Origin of the sequence: Aureimonas jatrophae (assembly GCF_900104035.1) — a bacterium.
Classification (GTDB): domain Bacteria; phylum Pseudomonadota; class Alphaproteobacteria; order Rhizobiales; family Rhizobiaceae; genus Aureimonas; species Aureimonas jatrophae.
Map to the genome: position 1 here is coordinate 675,995 of NZ_FNIT01000001.1, position 16,955 is coordinate 692,949.

Sequence of the window (16,955 nt, forward strand, 5' to 3'; positions counted from 1 at the left end):
CCGATGCGAAAGCAGAGCGTAAGGTCAGGCCGACTTCAGGTTGACGGCCTTGGGGCCCTTGCCGCGCGTGTCGTCCTGCGTGTCGAAGGAGACCTTCTGGTTGTCCTTCAGCGAGGTCATGCCGGAACGCTCGACGTCGGAGATGTGGACGAAGACGTCCTTTCCGCCGTTGTCGGGCGTGATGAAACCGAAGCCCTTATCCGCGTTGAAGAACTTCACAGTGCCGATGGCCATTAAACTTTTCCATTGTTCCCGGGCGGACACTCATCCGCCTGCATCCTTCATGCGGGATTGTGAACGGGGAAGCAATGGAGGAGTTGCAAAGAATTACAAGAGTCTTCACGCGGCCGGGCGCGACAGAAGATAGGTCGAGGTCAGGATCAGGGTGATCGCGACGAGCCCGAGCACCGGAATCGGCGCCCCGCCGGCCCACAGCAGGAGCCAGCTCGCGCCCATCGACAGGACCGCCAGGACCTTGGCGCGGCGCGGCACCGCGCGCCGCTCGCGCCATGCCCGGAGCGAAGGGCCGAAGCGCGGGTGGTTGTCGAGGCGCGCTGCCCATTCGGGCGAGCCGCGCCGGAAGGCCCAGGCGCCGAGCAGCGCGAAGGGCGTCGCCGGCAGGCCGGGCAGCACGACGCCCGCGATCGCTAATCCGAGAAACAGCAGCCCCAGCGCCTTGTAGAGACGCCGCAGCGCGGGGCTGCGCACCGGGCCGGCGGAAGGATCGGGGTCGCTCGGGGACGGGCGTGAAGCGGTCAAGGGTCCGAGATCGCAAGGGGCGCGGCGCGCCGTGCCCCGTTATGGGTGCCGCAGGATCGCACGGCAAGGTGCGGTGCCGTCGGGCACGGCGTGCCTGTTCCCGGCCGTTCGCCGCGCCGGCGGCCGCAGCTTGAGGGCGGCGGCTCGTCAGTGCAGCGGCTCGACCCGCTCGCCGCTCGCCTCGTCGAACAGATGCAGCCGCTCGGGCGGCAGGCGCCAGGCGACGCGCTCGCCCGCCAGTCCGGGGGGCGGTCCCATCACGAAGGCCTTGAGCGCATGCGCGCCGAGCCGGGCATGAACGATCGTGCCGAGGCCCGTCGGCTCCACGAGGTCGATGGGAAGGCGAAGCGCGCCCTGTTCGTCTGCGGAGGTGCCGACCAGAACGTGCTCGGGCCGGATGCCGGCGACGAGGCGCCGGTTCTCGGGCGTGCCCGGCGGCAGCGGCAGGCTCGTGCCCTCGCCCAGATCCAGAAGCGCCGCACCCGACACGCGGCGCGATGTGCCCGACACGAAGTTCATGGCGGGCGAGCCGATGAAGCCGGCGACGAAGCGGTTGGCCGGGCGCTCGTAGAGCTCGGCCGGCGTGCCGATCTGGCGGATCTCGCCGCCCTCCATGGCGACGATGCGGTCGGCGAGCGTCATCGCCTCGATCTGGTCGTGCGTGACGTAGATCGAGGTCGCGCCGAGCTCGGCATGGAGCTTCTTGATCTCGGCGCGCATGTGCTCGCGCAGGCGCGCGTCGAGGTTGGACAGCGGCTCGTCGAACAAGAAGGCGGCGGGCTCGCGCACGATGGCGCGGCCCATGGCGACACGCTGGCGCTGACCGCCCGACAGGGCCTTGGGGCGGCGCTTGGTCAGGGCGGTGAGGCCGAGCTTGTCGGCGGCGCCAGCGACCGCGTCCCGGATGCGCTCGCGCGGGGTGCGCCGGAGCTTGAGCGCGTAACTCATGTTGTCCTCGACGCTCATGTGCGGATAGAGCGCGTAGGACTGGAACACCATGGCGAGGTTCCGGTCGCGCGGCGGCACGTCGTTGACGCGGGTACCGGCGATGGCGATCTCGCCGCCCGTCACCTCCTCCAGCCCCGCGATCATGCGCAGGAGCGTCGACTTCCCGCAGCCCGACGGGCCGACCAGAACCACGAACTCGCCGGAGCGGATCGCCAGGTCCACCTCGCGCAGGACGGTGACGGGGCCGTAGGACTTGCGGACGGAGCGGATGTCGATCGTGGCCATGGAAGCGGTTCCCTCAGCCCTTCACCGCGCCGGCCGTAAGGCCCGCGACCAGGAAGCGCTGGATCAGGAGAAAGAACAGGACGGCGGGGATCAGCGCGAGGACGCCGGCCGCCATCATCTGCCCGAAGTCGACGCCGAACTTCGAGACGAAGGACAGGAGCCCGACCGGGAAGGTCGAGGCGTCGGCCTTGGACACCAGCATCAGCGCGAAGAGAAGCTCGCTCCAGGCGGCCGTGAAGACGAAGCCGAGCGTCGCCGCCATGCCGGGCAGGGTGAGCGGTACGATGATCTCGCGAAACGCTCGGAAGCGGCTGGCCCCGTCGATCTCGGCGGCCTCCTCGAGGTCGCGCGGGATGGCGTCGAAGAAGCTCTGCATCAGGAAGATCGCGAAGGGCACGTTGAAGGCTGTGTAGACGATCACGAGGCCGGACAGCGAGTTGGTGAGCCCGAGCGTCGACATCATGCGGAAGATCGGGGCGATCAGCATGACGAGCGGAAACATCTGGGTGACCAGAAGCAGGCCCGTGACGACCAGCTTGCCGCGGAAGCGGAAGCGCGAAAAGGCGTAGCCGCCGAGCGCGGCGATCACCGTCACGATCGCCGCCGTCGACAGCGACACGATCAGGCTGTTGCGGAAGAAGAGCGGGAAGTTCGAGTTCTCCAGCACGAAGCGGAAGTGCTCGAGGCTGACGCGCGAGGGCCAGAGCCGCACGCCTTCCGAATACATGAGGTCGTTGGGCGTCAGCGAGACCTTGAGCAGCCAGAACAAGGGGAACAGGGCGAAGACGACGAAGACGAGGACGCCCAGGCGATGGGCGAGCGTGCCGGCGATCCGGGAAGCGCGCATGGCGGCTCAGTCCTTGTTCAGGAGCATCTGGCGCAGGGACACCAGAAGCAGCGAGTAGACGAGGAGCAGCGCCAGGAGCACCAGCGAGATTGCGGAGGCGTAGCCGAAGTCGAGCTTCCGGAAGGCGGTGGTGAAGATGTAGCTCGCCACGATCTGCGTCCGGTCGGCGGGGCCGCCGCCGGTCATCACCACGATGAGGTCGGCAAAGTTCGCGACCCAGACCGTGCGCAGGAGGATGGTGATCGCCATGGTGGGGGCGAGAAAGGGCAGCGTGATCGACAGGAACTGGCGAACCGGTCCCGCGCCGTCGATCGAGGCGGCCTCGTAGATGTCGCGCGGGATCGACTGGAGCGCCGCCAGCATGGTGATCGCGAAGAAGGGAATGCCCCACCACACGTTGGCGACGATCGGCCCGATCAGGGCGAGCTGAGGGTCGGCGAGGATGTTGACGGGCGCGTCCAGGATGCCGAGCGCGGCCAGCCAGTGCGGCAGCGGCCCGACCACGGGGTTGAACAGCCAGGCCCAGTCGAGGCCGCCGAGAAACGTCGGCACGGCCCAGGGTACGAAGCACAGCGCCTGCGCCACCGCACGGCCGGGAAAGGGCCGGTTCAGGAGAAGCGCCAGCGTCAGGCCGAGCGCGAACTGGAGCGCGACCGAGGAGGCGGTCCACCAGAGCGTGTTGTCGAGTGCCGTCCAGAAGTTGCGGTCGCTCCAGAGCGCCACGAAGTGCTTGAGACCGACAAAGCCGCCCGAGAAGGGGTTGAGGATGCGGATGTCGCGAAAGGCGTAGGAGATGCCGATCACGAGCGGCACCAGCATCACGGCGGCGATCAGGACGAGCGCGGGCGCGGCGTAGAGATAGGGCTCGGCGCGTCGCAGGAGATGCGAACTCGTCCTCGGCCTGGCACCGGGCTTGGCCTTGAGGGCGGCGGTCAGGGTCACGGCGATCCTTGGAGCTTCGAACGAAACGGGAGGCGGCGCGACTGTTCGCGCCGCCCCGTGCGGATCGGCAGGCTTACTGCGCGGTGGCCATGTACTTCTGCTGGGCGGCGGTCAGGTAGTCCGCCCACTCCTTGGCCATCTCTTCCGCTGTGATCTCGCCGAGCAGCGCGCGCTGCGAGGAGGTGGGCACGAGGCTGTCCTTGAAGTAGGCGAACTCCTCGAGGTAGCTCGGCAGCGAGGTCGGCACGATGTTGGGATCGCGCAAGCTATCGAACCAGCCCTTGAAGGCGTCGCTGGCGTAGAACGGGTCGTTCTCGGCGCTCTTGAGCGCCGGCAGGGCGCCGGTGCGCTTGTTCCAGGCGACGTTGCCCTGCGTGCCCTCCAGCGTCTCGATCAGCTTCCAGGCCATCTCCTTGTTCTCGGAGTTGGCAAACATCGACCAGCCGGCGTAGCCGATCACCGGAAACGCCTTGCCCGCCTCGCCCTTGGGCAGCGGCACGACGCCGTATTCCTCCGGCTTCATGCGCTCGGAGATGGCGATCAGGGCGTCGGGGTCCTGGTTCAGCATGGCGCAGGTGCCGGAATAGAAGCCCGCCACCGTTTCGTTGAAGCCCCAGGAGATGGAGTCCTTCGGCGCCAGACCCTTCTTGTAGTAGTCGACGTACCAGGCGAGGCCCTTCACCTTCTCGGGGTCGGCGAAGGTCGAGGTGCCGTCCGGCTTGAAATAGGTGTTGTCGCCCGCGATGGCGTTCATGAAGACGGTCCAGTCATTCAGGCCGCCGCGTCCGCCGCGCAGGCAGTAGCCCGTCTTGCCCGGCAGCTTCGACACGGCCTCGGAGGCCGCCTGGAACTCGGCGATGGTCTTCGGCGGCTCGGCGATGCCGGCCTCCTTGAACAGCGTCTTGTTGTAGAACATGGCGCCGAGATAGAAGCCGTAGGGCAGCATGTAGGCCGTCTTGCCGTCGGTCATGCGGCCGAACTGGAGCGCGCGCTCGTTGAGGTCGGCCGCGCCGGACCACTTGGCGAGGTAGGGCTCCAGGTTCTCCAGCGCCCCGTTCTTGGCGTAGAGCGCGACCCAGGTATCGGGCATCTCGACGACGTCCGGCGTCTCGCCCGCCGACACGGTGGTGGCGAACTTCTCGAAGGCCTCGCCCCAGGGCAGCGAGGTGATCTCGACCGTCACGCCAGGGTTGGCCGCCTCGAACGTCTTGACGATCTCCTGCAGCGTCTGCGTGCGCGCGGGGCTGGTGATGACCTCGGTGAGCTTCAGCGTCGTCTGGGCGAGCGCGGCCCCCGACAGGAGCGTCGTGCCGAGTGCGGCGGCGAGAAGCGCGGCGGTGGCGGATCGGGCAGTCGTCATGCAGGTCTCCTTCGGGGTTGAGATGACAATCAAAGCGTCGCGGCGCCGATCGCCGCGTCGAGGTCGGCCGTGAGCGCGCCGGCGCCCTCCAGGCCCACGTGGAGGCGCACGGAGCGCGGCGAGATGCCGAAGGCGTGGCCGGAATTGGGGCCCTGGTTCTGCGAGAGCACGACGCGCCCGGGCACGCACAGGCTCTCATGCCCGCCCCAGGAGACGCCGAGCTTGAAGAGCTCGAGCGCGTCGGCAAAGCGCGCGACGTCGACCCCCTCGCGGAACGTGAACGAGAAGAGGCCGCTCGTGCCGGTGAGGCCCGGCGGCAGCGCGTTGCCAAGGCCCGGGTGCTGGACGCTTTCCACGGCCTCGTGCGCCAGGAGATGGCGCGCGACGAGAAGCGCGTCCGCCTCGTGGGCGCGCATGCGCAGCGGCAGCGTGCGCAGGCCCCGCGCCAGAAGCCAGGCGTCGAAGGGCGACAGCTTGGCGCCGAGATAGGGATAGGTGTGGGCGCGGATCGTCGCGATCGACGCCCTGGTGCCGGCGACGACGCCCGCCACGACGTCGGAATGGCCGCCGAGATACTTCGAGGCCGAGTGGATCACGAGATCGACGCCGAGCTGGGCGGGCTTCTGGAAGACCGGCGTCGCCCACGAGTTGTCGATCACCGTCATGACGCCGTGATCCCTGGCGAGGCCCGCCAGCGCGCCGACGTCGTGGGCGTCCATCACCCAGCTGGTCGGGCTCTCCATGTAGAAGAGCCTGGCGCCGGGCAGCGCCTTGGCGACTGCGTCGTGGTCGAGCCCGTCGACATAGGTCACCTCGACCTTCAGGCGGCGCAGCAGGATTTCGAACAGGCGGTAGGCGTCGGGATAAACGTGGCGCACGGCGACGATCCGGTCGCCCGGCTCCACGAAGGCGAGCACCGTGGACGAGATCGCGCCCATGCCGCTCGCGAACCCCATCGCGTCCTCGGTTCCCTCGAGCCCGGCGAGCTTCTCCTCGAAGAAGCGCACGGTCGGGTTGAGGCCGCGCGTATAGGTCGGGCGCACGCGCCGGCCGAGATAGGTCTCCTCCATCTCCTGGAAGGAGCCGAAGGTGAAGAGCGAGGTCTGCGCGATCGGCGGCACCACGGCGTCGAAGGCGTGCGACTCGTCATGGGCGAGAAGCAGGCGGGCGTGCTCGAAATCGTCGTCGGGGGAGAGGTCGTTCACGGCTGCGACATGTCCTTGATGTCCTCCTCCACGATGCGGAGGATGGCGAGGGTCTTGTCGCGGGCCCCCGCCGCGTCGCCGCGGGCGATCGCCTCGAAGAGCTCGCGATGAAAGGGAAAGGAGCGGCGCGCGAAGTCCGGCCGGTCGAAGGGCTTGGCGAAGAAGCTCTCGAAGGCCTCGCGCATCTGCTCCAGAAGCTGGGCGAACAGCGGGTTTCCGCTCGCGTCGTAGATCGAGAGGTGGAAGGCGAGGTCCTCGCGCCCCGCCGTGCCCTTCTCGAGGTGCACGGCCTCCATGAGCGCGAGCTTGCGTTCGATCTCGGCGATCGCGTCGCGCCCGGCCCGCTCGGCCGCCAGCGCCCCGGCCTCGGCCTCCAGGCCGCGCCGCACGTCCAGCGTTTGAAGCAGGGCCTCGCGCAAGCTGCCCGCGTTGATGGTCAAGGGAAGGTGGCGGCTGGAAGCGGTCAGCGGACGCCGCAGAAAGGAGCCGCTTCCCTTTCGCGTCTCGACGAGGCCGAGCGCCTGCATCTGCCGGATGGCCTCGCGGATCGTGGAGCGCCCGACGCGCAGGGCCTCGGCCAGCGCCCGCTCCGTCGGCAGCCGGTCGCCCGCGCCGAGGCCCGAGCGTTCGGCAAAGCGGCCGATGGCCTCCACCGTGTCGCGGAGCCGGTCAACCGGGGGAAGGGCGGGCAAGCTGTCCAGGACGACGCGATCCAGATCGTGCGAATTGGTCTGACATCCTACCGATCGGGCTTCGGTCGTCAATCTGTCACACGGGAAAAGATCCCGCCGAAACGGGGCGGGGCGGAACCGTCGCCGATCCCGCCCCGCCGCCTGAATGCTGCGTCGTCCGGCCGCTCAGCCCGCCACGAGGCGCAGCCCTTCCGCAAAGACCGGTCGGGCCGCGATCGCGGCCGTGCTCGCCACGAGGTCGAGGCGGATGCGACGCTCCAGGGCGTGGATCTCGTTCGCCGGGCAGAACAGGAGCACGTCGAAGCGCGGCAGGCCGATCTCCGTGGTGGCGAGCGCGACGCGCCCGGGCGTCGCGTCGAGAGGCCGGTGCAGGCGCCGCCCCGCTTCGGCACCGATCTCGGCCGCCGGACCGGCGAAGGCCGCCGCCGCCCGGTCCACGGAGGTTTCCAGAACCTGCAGCGCGTGCGCGACGTCGGTCTCGGCGCCGCTCGTGATCGAGAAGGCGTGAAAGACGAAGCCGCCCGCGGTGCGCTCGACCCGCAGGTCGGCGGAGAACAAGCGGCTGTTGGGCAGGACGCGCGAGCGGCCCGTCGCGCGGCGGCCGAAGCCGTCGCTCTCAATCTCGGCGACGTGGGTGGCGAGCCAGGTCCCGTCGATCACCTCGCCCAGCATGCCGTCGACCTCGATCACGTCGCCGATCCGGTACATCGCCCCGCCGACCCGCAGGAGCGAGCCGGTCGCGCACAGCACCAACTCCTTGAACGCCATGACGATCGCCATGGTGAAGGCGGCCAGCTGAAGCGCCGCGGCGCCGATCTCGCCGCGCCACACGAGGCCGAGCGCCAGAAGCGCCGCCAGGGCGCAGGCCCCTTTCAGGAGGCGCAGGCGCCGCCGCGCCGCGCCGCCGAGCGGCCCGGCCGTGCCGCGCCCCGCGTGCCGCGCGGCCAGGCGACGCGTCGCCGCCACGGCGACGAGGATGCCGACGCTGGCGCCGATCGGGGCGAGCGGGCCGTGAAACAGAAGGTCGGTGCTGAAGGCGAGCATGCGAATGGTCCCTGGGAAGGCCGGCGCCGGAAGCGGCGGCGTTCGTGACCGGGCATGGCGCCCCGGTCGGACCGAACCTCTAGGCGGGCGGCGTTTCGGCGCGACGCCGTCCACGTGACGTCGCGCCCCGATCGCGTTTCGCCGTCGCGTCCCCGTGGGGTGCCTTTCTTTCATCGCCGCGACGTCGGGGACCTGGCGTGACGACCGGGTCCCGGCGCGCAATCTCGACGAAACACAATCGCTCCAGCACGACCGAGCGGCGAAACGAGGCCCCGTTAATCACCCTTCCCGACGAGGCCGGGCACCCCGAACCTCGAGGTCCTTGCGGGAAGCGCGAGGCAGAAGGGAGACGCCGTCATGTTGAGAACCATCTTTGCCGGACTGGACCGTGCCGGCGCCCTGATGCTGGAGCGCCACTCCGCCGGCGGCCGCGGCGCCGCCGGCCTCAGGCCCGGTCGGCCGACCCCGACCTGCGAGTTCGACTATGAGTACTACGGTGCCCTGGCCGGCCGCGTGCGGCGGTCGCTCTAGGGGCACGGACGGGCTCGCCCGCGCCCCGCCTTCCGGAAGGTAAGGCGGCCGGGCGATCCCTTTCGGCCCGCCATCGAGGCGTGTATGCTTCGTGGCAAAAGCAAGGCAAGATGGGGCAGGGGCGCCTTCGGGCAAGAAGCCAAGACGATGCGGGATGGATGGATCAGTTTCGCCGCGGCCGATCGGGAGCCGGCGTCGGCCTTGCCGCGCTGGAAGCTCCTGATCGTCGACGACGACCAGGCCGTTCACGACGGCACGCGCTTCGCCCTGCAGCGCTTCGCGCTGAACGGACGGCGGCTCGAGTTCCACAGCGCCTATTCCGGCACGGAGGGTTTCGAGGCGCTGCGCGCCCATCCCGATACGGCCGTGGTGCTGCTCGACGTCGTGATGGAGAGCGAGGACGCCGGGCTGCGGCTGGCCCGTCGCATCCGCAACGAGCTCGGCAACGACCTCGTGCGCATCATCCTGCGCACCGGCCAGCCCGGCCAGGCTCCCGAGCACAAGGTCGTCGTCGACTACGACATCAACGACTACAAGGCTAAGACCGAGCTGACCGCCGAGCGCCTGTTCACCGCGTTGACGGCGGCGCTGCGCTCCTTCGAGCAGCTGCGCCGGCTCGACGACACGCGGCGCGGACTGGAGCTGATCGTCCAGGCCTCGTCCGACCTGTTCTCGCGTCGCTCGCTGGAGACGCTGGGGCTCGGCGTCCTTCTCCAGCTCAACGCGCTGCTCGCGCTGGAGGCCGCCGGCATCGTTCTGGCGCGCGAGAGCGCGAACGCGGCGCATTCGGTCCTTGCCCGGCTCGGAACCTTCGCGGGGGAACGGGGCGAGCGGATCGACTTCGACGCCTTGTTCCAGCGCCTCGCCACCGAGGACCGCCGCGTCCTCCACGAGGACGGCACGACGCACCTCTTCCTGCGGACCGAGGGCGGGTCGGAGTTTCTGGTGCTCGTCGACAATCCGTCCGAGCCGAGCCCGGCGCAGGTCTCGCTTCTGGCGGTGTTCGCCGCCAAGCTCGCCATCGCCTTCGACAACGCCCGCCTTCATGCCGAGATCCTGGCTGCCAACGAGGAGCTGGAGGAGCGCGTCCACCGCCGCACGGGAGAACTGGCCACCGCCAACGCGCGGCTCGAGGCGCAAGGGGCGCAGCTTCGCCGCGTCAACGCGTTCAAGAACGAGATCCTCGGCACGATCGCCCACGACCTGAAGAACCCGCTTGGCGTCATCATGGGGCGCGCGGAGATGCTGGCGGCGCTGGCCGACCGGCTGGACGAGGCGGCCGCCGCCCCCTTCCGGCAGCAGACCGGCCCCATTCGCGAGGCCGCGCAGCGCCTCACGCGCATCCTCGACCGCTCGCTCAACGACGCCATGGCCGACGCGGTGGACATCGTGATCGAGGCGCGTCCCGCCGATGTCGGCCGCATCGTGGAGCGCACGGCGGAACTCGCGCGAAGCCTCGCCGAGGCCAAGGCGCAGACGCTCTCGCTCGCCGTGGAGCCGGGTCTGGGCGCACGCTGCGATCCCGACCGCGTCGCGGAGGCCGTGGAGAATCTCGTCGGCAACGCGGTGAAGTACACGCCGGCCGGCGGGCGCATCGAGGTGTCGGCCGCCCGGCAGGCGGGCGAGATCGCCATCACCGTGGCCGATTCCGGCCCCGGCCTTCGCCCCGAGGACGTCGCACGCCTGTTCGGCCGCTTCCAGCGCCTGTCGGCCCAGCCTACGGGCGGCGAAAGCGCGACCGGGCTCGGCCTGTCGATCGTGCGCAAGATCGCCGAGCTGCACGGCGGACGCATCGAGGCCGCCGAGCACGGTCCGCTCGGCGGCGCCGCCTTCACCCTGACCCTTCCCGTCGATCGCACGATGGGCACCGACACGCCGACGAGGACACGAGAACAACCATGAGCGAGCCCCTGATCGTCGTGGTGGACGACGAGGCGCCGACGCGCGAGATGATCGGCGACTACATCCGCATGAACGGCTACGAGGTCGAGCTGTGCGACGGGGGGGCGAGCTTCCGCCAGCTTCTGGAACGCCGCACGCCCGACCTCGTGGTGCTCGACCTCAACATGCCGGGCGAGGACGGCTTGTCGATCGTGCGCTTCCTGAAGGGCGAGACGCAGATCCCCGTGGTGATGCTGACCGCGACCGCGAGCCTCATCGACCGCGTGGTGGGTCTGGAGCTCGGCGCCGACGACTACCTCGCCAAGCCCTGCGAGCTGCGCGAGCTGCTGGCCCGCATCCGCTCGGTGATCCGCCGCAGCACGGTCACGGCCGCGGCCGCCGCGGCCCTGCCCGAGGAGCCGCGCCCGCGCGTGCGCTTCGGCACGAAGTGGCTGGACCTCGAGGCGCAGCTCCTGTGCGACGACGACGGCCAGGCGGTGCAGCTCGTCCACAGCGAGTTCAGCCTTCTCAAGGCCTTTGCCGAGAACCCGCGCCGGGTGCTCACGCGCGAGCGCCTGCTCGACCTCGCCTCGGCGCGCGACACCGACGCCTTCGACCGCGCCATCGACGTGCGCATCACGCGCATCCGCAAGAAGATCGAGCCCGATCCGCAGAACCCGACCGTGATCCGGACCGTGCGCGGCTCGGGCTACGTCTTCTCGCCCACCGGATGAGCGGGGCGGTTGCATCGCGAAATCGGGACGAAACACGGACGAGCGACAATGAGGTCCTGTTCCTCGTGATCCCCGCCCGGTCGCCTGCCGCCTCATGATCCTGTCCCGCCGCCTTCCCGTCCGTGCCCTCCAGATGTTTCGCCGCAAGCGCGTGGCGGGTGGCGTCGCCGGCCGCGGTCTGGGCTGGATGCCGCGCGGGTTGCGCCCCACGATCGCGCATCGCGTGTTCCTGGTGGGGGCGATCCCGATCCTCGCGATCGGCGCGATCGCCGCGCTCTCGATCGTGCTCCTCGACCGGGCGGACCTGGCGCGCGCCGGCGCGCTGGAGGCCGCCACGATCTATCGCCAGGTCGTCTCCGGCATGGCGGCGCAGGATGCCTTCGTGCGCGCGCAGGCGAACGAGCGGGCGCGCTACGGCTCGGCCTTCAGCGCCTCGGTGACCAGCGCGGCGACGGGCCTTCAGAACCTGTCCGCGCGCATCCGCGACCCCGACCAGCTGTCCGCGATCGAGGGCACGCTCTCCACGCTCGAGCGCTACCGGCGCCTGATGGCCGATCTCACCGTCTCGACCCGCTCCAGCGACCGGCTGACCCAGTCCATGGACCGGCGCCTGGAGGAGCTCGTGCTTCTGACCGACGAGGCGCGCGCCCGCCAGAAGCGCGCCAACCGCGACCTCGTGACGACGCTGGAGGGACGCGACGCCCGGCTTCAGCGCCTGCGCGAGGTGGTGGACGGCGCGCAGGCGCTGCGCGGGGCGCTGGCCGACGGGCTGATCGCCGGCGCGCTCGACCCGGTCTCGGGCGATGCCTTCGAGCGCGCCCGCATCCAGAACGGCTACGACCAACTCGCCGAGGCGCTCCAGCGCGCCCGCAACGCCGGCATCACGGCGGAGCGCGTGCCCCCGCTCGCCGCCGGGCAGGGGGGCGCGCAGGCGCTTCTCGGCTGGCTCGACCGCGAGCTGAAGATCAACGGCACCGCCCAGCGCGCGCTCCAGACCGAGATCGGCGATCTCCTGACCTACACGATCAACGCGCAGGAGACCGAGCAGGCGACCCAGTCGATCGCCATCGACACGCTGAAGCTCGGGCGCACCTCGGAGGGCGTCCTCCAGCGCCGCTCGCCGGCCGAGGTGGCGGGCCTGCTCACAATCAGCCGCACGATCGGCGACAAGATCGCCTCGCTGCCGATCTCGCCGCTGATCCAGTCCGACATGATCGACACCGTCAAGCGGTGGCAGGACGGGTTCGACGCCATGCGCGAGGGGCTCGCCACGCAGAACGGGCTCCTGATCGCCATGTCCGACACGGCGGGCGTCATGCTGCTGCAGGTGACCGGCCTCAACAACGAGCTGTCGCGCCATGCCGACGAGATCGGCACGGCGGTGCGCCGGATCATGGTGCTCGGCGGCGCGCTCGCGTTTCTGCTCGCCTCGGTCAGCGGCCTCCTGGTCGCGCGCTCCATCACGCTGCCGCTGCGCCGGCTGGAGCACGACATGAACGACCGTGCGGCCAACGGCGGCCTCGCGCTTCTGCCGGGCACCGAGCGCCGCGACGAGGTCGGCTCGATGACGCGCGCCACGAACCGCTTCCTGTCGGAGCTGAACCGGCGTGAAACGGCGCTGCGCCGCGCCAAGGACGATGCCGACGACGCCCTGCGCCGCCTGCGCGACACGCAGTCCGACCTGATCCAGGCCGAGAAGCTGGCCTCGCTCGGCCAGCTCGTCGCCGGCGTCGCCCACGAGATCAATACCCCGCTCGGCGTCGCGCTCACCACCTCCACCGCCATGAGCGGCGAGGTGGCGCGCTTCCGCGACGAGGCACTCGCGGGGCAGTTGACGCAGGCCGACTTCGAGGAGTTCGTGGAGCGCCTGATCGAGGGCGCGCGCCTGACCACCAGCAACGTCCAGCGCGCCGCCCAGCTCGTCCACGCCTTCAAGCAGGTCGCCGCCGACCGCACCAGCGACGACCGGCGCCGCTTCGAGCTCGGCGCCTTTGCGGCCGACCTCTTCACGAGCCTGGGGCCGATGGGCCGGCGCGGCGGGCACCACGTCGCGGTGTCGTGCGAGGAGGGCATCCTTCTCGACTCCTATCCCGGCGCGCTCGCCCAGGTTCTCACCAACCTCCTGTCCAACGCCTATGCCCACGCCTTCGCCGACCGGAACGGCGGCCAGGTGCGCGTGGCGATCTCGCGCCGCTGCGCGGAGGGTTTCCGCATCCGCTTCTCCGACGACGGGCGCGGCATCGCGCCCGCCGACCGCCCGCACATCTTCGATCCCTTCTTCACGACGCGGCGCGCCGAAGGCTCCACCGGTCTGGGGCTCCAGATCGTCTACAATCTCGTGACCGCGACGCTGGGCGGCACGATCCGCTTCACGAGCGACGTCGGACGCGGCACGACCTTCACGCTGGACCTGCCGCTCACCGCGCCCAGCCAGCCCGCCGAAGGGGCCGCCGACGCCCATCGCGCAGCCTCCAGCCGCCAGCTTCCCGCCCCCTCGCTCGAAGGCGCTATCGCATGATCCGTTATGCCGCCGCCCTGCCGCTCGTGTGCGCGCTCGGCCTCCTGGTCGCCGCGCCCGTGCCCGCCGCCGCCAAGACCTTCGTGTTCTGCTCGGAGGGCAACCCGGAGGCGATGAACCCGCAGCTCGCTATCACCGGCACGGCGATGGACGCCACGCGGCCGATGTTCGACACGCTGGTGGAGTTCGAGCCCGGCACGACGCAACTGCGGCCCGCGCTCGCCGAGTCGTGGACCGTGTCGGCGGACGGGCGCGAGATCGTGTTCCACCTGCGCCCCGGCGTCGCGTTCCACGACAGCGACATCTTCCAGCCGACGCGCACGCTGGAGGCCGCCGACGTCGTCTTCTCGATCGAGCGGCAGTGGCGGAGCGACCATCCGTTCCACGCGGTCTCGACGCCGCGCTTCGACTACTTCCAGGACGCCGGCATGCCCGAGCTTCTGGAAAGCGTCGAGGCGGTCGACCCGCTGACGGTGCGCATTCGGCTGCGGGACGCCAACGCGCCCTTTCTCGCCAACTTCACCATGCCCTTCCTGTCGATCCTGTCGGCGGAGTACGCCGACACGCTCCAGCGCCGCGGGACGCCCGCCGAGATCGACACCAAGCCGATCGGCACGGGTCCTTTCCGCTTCGTCGACTTCCGCCCCGACGTTCTGGTGCGCTACCGCGTCTTCGATCGCTCCTGGCGCGGCCCGCAGGCCATCGACACGCTGGTCTTCTCGATCACGCCCACCGCCTCGGCGCGCCTGGCCAAGCTCGCCTCCGGCGAGTGCCATGCCAGCGCCTATCCCGACGCCGAGGACATGCGCGCCATCCGCGCCAATCCCGAGCTCAAGCTCTACGAGAGCCCGGCCTACAACGTCGGCTACATGGCCATCAACACGTCGCGCCCGCCGTTCAACGACCGCCGCGTGCGCCAGGCGCTGAACTACGCCATCGACAAGCGCGCCATCATCGACGCCGTCTACGGGGCCGGGGGCGTCGAGGCCGTCAACCCGCTGCCGCCCGCCAACTGGGCCTATGACGAGACGGCCAAGGGCTATCCCTACGATCCCGAACGGGCCCGCCAGCTCCTGCGCGAGGCGGGTCTCGAGAAGGGGTTCGACGTCGATCTCTGGTACACGCCGGTCTCGCGCCCCTACAATCCGAACGGCATCCGCGTCTACGACATGATCAGCGCCGACCTCGAGAAGCTCGGCATCCGCACCTATCCGCGTACCGCCGAGTGGAACAGCTACCGCTCGGTCATGCAGGACGGCAACGTGCCGCTCGCGCTCTACGGCTGGACCGGCGACAACGGCGATCCCGACAACTTCATGACGACGCTGCTCAGCTGCGACACCGCGCGTATCGGGGGCAACAACATTGCCCGCTGGTGCGACAAGCGCTTCGACGATCTGGTCCGCCGCGCCCGGACCGGAGCCGATCCGGAGATCCGCCGCGAGCTGTATGTCGAGGCCGAGCGCATCTTCCGGGACGAGGCGCCATGGGTGCCGATCGCCCACTCGGTCTTTGCGGTGGGGGCGCGCCGCGAGGTGCGCAACTTCGTGATGGACCCGCTTGGCTACCACAACTTCACCGGCGTCGACCTCGCCGGAAGCACCGACGCAGCGGCAGGCCGGAATCGTACGGCACCCTGATCGTGCAAAAAATGATCGCGTCCGGTCGATAGCCGGGCAACCTCCACGGCCGTCTCACATTATCGCGAGCGGCTCGGCCCGGACGCACGAGACGTGCGCGCGGGAGCCTGCCTGGTGGAGACCGATATGAGCACACTCGCGGCCGCGGCACCCGCCGCCCGTCCCGCCCGCTCGCGCTCGCTCAAGGCGCTGGGCGCGGTGAACTTCTTTCTGGCCGACGTTCGCGACGGCCTGGGACCCTTTCTCGGCATCTTTCTGATCGGACGGGGCTGGGACACGGCGACGATCGGCCTCGTGATGACGATCGGCGGCATCGCCGGCATGCTGGCCACGACGCCGCTCGGCGCGCTCGCCGACGCCACGCGCGCCAAGCGCTTCATGGTCGCCTTCTGCGCCGCGCTCGTGATCGCCGCCTCGCTCGCGATCCTCTTCGTGCCGAGCTTCGCCTTCGTCACGGCCTCGCAGATCGCCACCGGCATCGCGGGCGCGGCGATCGGCCCGGCCATCGCCGGACTGACGCTCGGCCTCGTCGGGCAGAAGGGCCTGGCACCCCAGCTCGGCCGCAACGAGGCCTGGAACCATGGCGGCAACGTCGTGGCGGCGGCCGGTGCCGGCTTCTTCGGCTACGAGTTCGGCCTGCCGGCGGTGTTCATGCTGATGACGCTGATGGCGGTCGGCTCGATCATCGCGGTTCTCACCATCAAGGCGGACGATATCGACCACGACGCCGCGCGCGGCCTGGAGCGCCAGGAGGGCCAAGACCGCGAGGCGCCGTCGGGCTTCGGTGTCCTGTGGCGCTCGACGCCGCTCCTGATCCTGGCCGGAACCCTAATGCTCTTCCACTTCGGCAACGGCGCCATGCTGCCGCTGCTCGGTCAGCAGGTCGCCGCCCAGCAGGTGGCCGAGGAAACGGGCGCCGGCTCGGCCGATGCGGCCGCGACCGGCGGCGCGGCCGTGCCCAGCGCCAACCAGCCGGCCGGCAACGGCACCGCCACGGCGACCGCCATCGCGCCGGGCCAGGCGACCGCAGGCCGCCCGGCGGCCGAGCCGGTCCAGCAGCAGACGAGCCTCAAATCGCTCCTGAGCGATCCGGTCTCCTACACGGCGGCGACCGTCATCATCGCGCAGCTCACCATGATCCCGGTGGCGCTGCTCGCCGCCGGATTTGCCGGTCGGCGCGGCTACTTCCTGCTGCTGGTGGCCGCGCTCGTGGCGCTTCCCGTGCGCGGCCTCATCGCCGGCCTGTGGCCGAACCCCTACGCGCTGATCCCCGTGCAGATGCTGGACGGCGTGGGCGCGGGCTTGCTGGGCGTTGCCGTGCCCGGCCTTGTCGCGCGCATCCTGCGCGGCACGGGCCACGTCAACGCTGGCCTGGGCGCGGTGATGACGGTGCAGGGCGTCGGCGCCTCGCTCAGCCCCGCGATCGCCGGCTTGATCGTCGAGCGCTTCGGCTTCTCGACCGCCTATCTGGCGCTTGCCGGCTTTGCCGTGTGCGGCCTCGTCCTGTGGCTCGTCTCCGCTCCCAAGGTTGCCGCCGCCTGCAAGGGCGAATAGAGCGCCGCAGGTCCG

At 70.3% G+C, this 16,955-nt stretch carries 15 protein-coding genes; 6 read left to right on the forward strand and 9 right to left on the reverse strand.

The window, feature by feature from the left end:
* Positions 1–24 precede the first annotated feature (24 nt).
* From BLQ76_RS03340 to BLQ76_RS03380, 9 genes are all read right to left on the reverse strand, one after another.
* A complete protein-coding gene (locus tag BLQ76_RS03340; protein ID WP_062013956.1) occupies positions 25–234 on the reverse strand; it encodes a cold-shock protein in 210 nt (69 codons plus the stop codon).
* 105 nt (positions 235–339) lie between these two features.
* On the reverse strand, positions 340–759 hold the full coding sequence (locus tag BLQ76_RS03345) for a YbaN family protein (protein ID WP_210184134.1): 420 nt from the start codon (positions 757–759) through the stop codon (positions 340–342).
* A 147-nt stretch (positions 760–906) separates the two neighbouring features.
* On the reverse strand, positions 907–1,992 hold the full coding sequence (locus tag BLQ76_RS03350; protein ID WP_090668765.1) for an ABC transporter ATP-binding protein: 1,086 nt from the start codon (positions 1,990–1,992) through the stop codon (positions 907–909).
* A 13-nt stretch (positions 1,993–2,005) separates the two neighbouring features.
* Positions 2,006–2,839, reverse strand: coding sequence for a carbohydrate ABC transporter permease (locus BLQ76_RS03355; protein WP_090668767.1), 834 nt, complete (start codon positions 2,837–2,839; stop codon positions 2,006–2,008).
* A gap of 6 nt (positions 2,840–2,845) precedes the next feature.
* Positions 2,846–3,718, reverse strand: a complete 873-nt coding sequence (locus BLQ76_RS03360) for a carbohydrate ABC transporter permease (RefSeq protein WP_244519472.1) — start codon at positions 3,716–3,718, stop codon at positions 2,846–2,848.
* Between the two features lie 136 nt (positions 3,719–3,854).
* Positions 3,855–5,141 (reverse strand): ABC transporter substrate-binding protein, encoded by a 1,287-nt coding sequence (locus tag BLQ76_RS03365; RefSeq protein WP_090668769.1) that lies wholly within the window; start codon positions 5,139–5,141, stop codon positions 3,855–3,857.
* Positions 5,142–5,170: 29 nt separating this feature from the next.
* Positions 5,171–6,346, reverse strand: coding sequence for a PLP-dependent transferase (locus BLQ76_RS03370; RefSeq protein ID WP_090668771.1), 1,176 nt, complete (start codon positions 6,344–6,346; stop codon positions 5,171–5,173).
* Positions 6,343–7,038: a FadR/GntR family transcriptional regulator gene (locus BLQ76_RS03375; RefSeq protein WP_090669588.1), complete on the reverse strand. Its 696-nt coding sequence runs from the start codon at positions 7,036–7,038 to the stop codon at positions 6,343–6,345. The genes BLQ76_RS03370 and BLQ76_RS03375 overlap by 4 nt, the downstream gene beginning before the upstream one ends.
* 165 nt (positions 7,039–7,203) lie before the next feature.
* Entirely contained in the window at positions 7,204–8,082 is an 879-nt protein-coding gene (locus tag BLQ76_RS03380; protein WP_139183909.1) for a mechanosensitive ion channel family protein, read from the reverse strand.
* A gap of 357 nt (positions 8,083–8,439) precedes the next feature.
* On the opposite strand from BLQ76_RS03380, the gene BLQ76_RS21940 reads away from it, so the two are divergent.
* The 6 genes from BLQ76_RS21940 (at position 8,440) to BLQ76_RS03405 (ending at position 16,940) form a co-directional block, all read left to right on the forward strand.
* The gene (locus BLQ76_RS21940) at positions 8,440–8,613 is read left to right on the forward strand and encodes a hypothetical protein (protein ID WP_170842448.1); all 174 of its coding nucleotides are present in this window, start codon (positions 8,440–8,442) and stop codon (positions 8,611–8,613) included.
* Between the two features lie 147 nt (positions 8,614–8,760).
* The gene (locus BLQ76_RS03385; protein ID WP_090669591.1) at positions 8,761–10,515 is read left to right on the forward strand and encodes a sensor histidine kinase; all 1,755 of its coding nucleotides are present in this window, start codon (positions 8,761–8,763) and stop codon (positions 10,513–10,515) included.
* The gene (locus BLQ76_RS03390) at positions 10,512–11,228 is read left to right on the forward strand and encodes a response regulator (protein WP_090668776.1); all 717 of its coding nucleotides are present in this window, start codon (positions 10,512–10,514) and stop codon (positions 11,226–11,228) included. Before BLQ76_RS03385 ends, BLQ76_RS03390 begins: the two co-directional genes overlap by 4 nt.
* 94 nt (positions 11,229–11,322) lie before the next feature.
* Entirely contained in the window at positions 11,323–13,746 is a 2,424-nt protein-coding gene (locus BLQ76_RS03395; RefSeq protein ID WP_090668779.1) for a sensor histidine kinase, read from the forward strand.
* Positions 13,743–15,386: an ABC transporter substrate-binding protein gene (locus tag BLQ76_RS03400; RefSeq protein ID WP_090668783.1), complete on the forward strand. Its 1,644-nt coding sequence runs from the start codon at positions 13,743–13,745 to the stop codon at positions 15,384–15,386. The genes BLQ76_RS03395 and BLQ76_RS03400 overlap by 4 nt, the downstream gene beginning before the upstream one ends.
* A 126-nt stretch (positions 15,387–15,512) precedes the next feature.
* A complete protein-coding gene (locus BLQ76_RS03405; RefSeq protein WP_090668785.1) occupies positions 15,513–16,940 on the forward strand; it encodes an MFS transporter in 1,428 nt (475 codons plus the stop codon).
* The last annotated feature ends 15 nt before the right edge of the window (positions 16,941–16,955 follow it).

Excerpts from the sequence above, each read along its gene's own strand:
- BLQ76_RS03350 (WP_090668765.1), bottom strand. The coding sequence starts at position 1,992 with ATGGCCACGATCGACATCCGCTCCGTCCGCAAGTCCTACGGCCCCGTC.
- BLQ76_RS03385 (WP_090669591.1), top strand. The coding sequence starts at position 8,761 with ATGCGGGATGGATGGATCAGTTTCGCCGCGGCCGATCGGGAGCCGGCG.
- BLQ76_RS03365 (WP_090668769.1), bottom strand. The coding sequence starts at position 5,141 with ATGACGACTGCCCGATCCGCCACCGCCGCGCTTCTCGCCGCCGCACTC.
- BLQ76_RS03380 (WP_139183909.1), bottom strand. The coding sequence starts at position 8,082 with ATGCTCGCCTTCAGCACCGACCTTCTGTTTCACGGCCCGCTCGCCCCG.
- BLQ76_RS03395 (WP_090668779.1), top strand. The coding sequence starts at position 11,323 with ATGATCCTGTCCCGCCGCCTTCCCGTCCGTGCCCTCCAGATGTTTCGC.
- BLQ76_RS03390 (WP_090668776.1), top strand. The coding sequence starts at position 10,512 with ATGAGCGAGCCCCTGATCGTCGTGGTGGACGACGAGGCGCCGACGCGC.
- BLQ76_RS21940 (WP_170842448.1), top strand. The coding sequence starts at position 8,440 with ATGTTGAGAACCATCTTTGCCGGACTGGACCGTGCCGGCGCCCTGATG.
- BLQ76_RS03405 (WP_090668785.1), top strand. The coding sequence starts at position 15,513 with ATGAGCACACTCGCGGCCGCGGCACCCGCCGCCCGTCCCGCCCGCTCG.
- BLQ76_RS03355 (WP_090668767.1), bottom strand. The coding sequence starts at position 2,839 with ATGCGCGCTTCCCGGATCGCCGGCACGCTCGCCCATCGCCTGGGCGTC.
- BLQ76_RS03400 (WP_090668783.1), top strand. The coding sequence starts at position 13,743 with ATGATCCGTTATGCCGCCGCCCTGCCGCTCGTGTGCGCGCTCGGCCTC.
- BLQ76_RS03340 (WP_062013956.1), bottom strand. The coding sequence starts at position 234 with ATGGCCATCGGCACTGTGAAGTTCTTCAACGCGGATAAGGGCTTCGGT.